Annotated in this window: 1 protein-coding gene; it reads right to left on the bottom strand. The window is 69.7% G+C overall.

The window, feature by feature from the left end; genetic code table 11:
• Positions 1-1,289: beta-ketoacyl reductase (locus AB0B96_RS40820; protein ID WP_362907683.1), on the bottom strand; the 1,289-nt coding region annotated here is incomplete at its 3' end.
• Between the last annotated feature and the right edge of the window lie 50 nt (positions 1,290-1,339).

Raw genomic sequence — 1,339 nt, 5'->3', positions numbered from 1 at the left:
ACATCAAACCGCGCCGCCACCACCACCGACCCACCCGAACCCACCGCCGCCTCGAACAACCCCAACCCCTGCTCAGCCGACAACGCCACCATCCCCGAACGCGCCAACCGCCGCAGATCCACCTCACCCAACCCGCCCGTCATCCCGGCGTCCTGCTCCCACGAACCCCACGCCAGCGAACGCCCTGCCAGCCCCAGCCCGCGCCGATACTCCGCCAACGCGTCCAAGAACGCGTTCGCCGCCGCGTAGTTGCCCTGCCCCGCCCCACCGAACGTCCCCGCCACCGACGAGAACACGATGAAATCGGCCAAATCCTCGTCTTGGGTCAGCTCGTGCAGATGCCACGCCGCATCCACCTTCGGCCGCAACACCGCATCCAACCGCTCCGCCGTCAACGACGGAATCGTCCCGTCGTCCAGCACACCCGCGGTATGGATCACCGCCGTCAACGGATGCGCGGCATCGATCCCGGCCAGCAGCGCCGCCACCTGATCCCGATCGGCCACATCACACGCGACGACCTCCACCTCGACCCCATGCGCGATCAACTCCGCCCGCAACTCCACCACGCCAGGGGCGTCCAGGCCCCGGCGGCTGGTCAGCAGCAGACGCCGCACCCCACGCTCGGCCACCACATGCCGCGCGAACAAACCCCCCAGACCACCCGTACCACCAGTGATCAACACCGTCCCCTCGGGGTTCCAGACTCCGCTCGCCTCCCCGTCAGGGTGAGAGCCGGGGGCCAACCGCGCCAGCCGCGCTACCCGCACCTCACCATCGCGCACCGCCACCTGCGGCTCACCCGAGGCCAGCACCCCGGCGAGCACACCGGGCAGTGCCGACAGCGAAGACTCCCGTCCGTCCACGTCCACCAGTACGAACCGGTCAGGATTCTCCAGCCGCGCGGAGCGCACCAAACCCCACACCGCCGCGGCCGCCAGGTCGGCCACCACCTCGCCGTCCCCTGCCGTCACCGCTTCCCTGGTCACCACCACCAGACGCGAATCGGCGAACCGGTCATCGGCCAGCCACCCCTGCACCACGTCCAGAACGCGAGCGGTCAGCGCATGCGCCGACTCCACCACTTCGCCCGCCGTATCCGAGACCGCCTCCATCAGCACCACACCCGGCACCGGCCCCGCCTCAACCAGCGACGCCAGATCCACATGAGTGGAGGCCGCTCGTCCGGTCGCCTGCCAAGCGCGGGTGATGTCCAGAACGTCCTGGCCGAGTATCGCCGTCGGGAGCGCGTCAGCCGCCGGAAGATCCACCGACGACGTCCACTCCACCTGGAACAAAGCATCCCTACCCGCACCCCCACCAGAGGCGGCCAACACCT

It is taken from the genome of Streptosporangium sp. NPDC049046 (assembly GCF_040649155.1).
GTDB lineage: Bacteria > Actinomycetota > Actinomycetes > Streptosporangiales > Streptosporangiaceae > Streptosporangium.
This window is presented reverse-complemented; position numbering and strand designations above follow the sequence as displayed.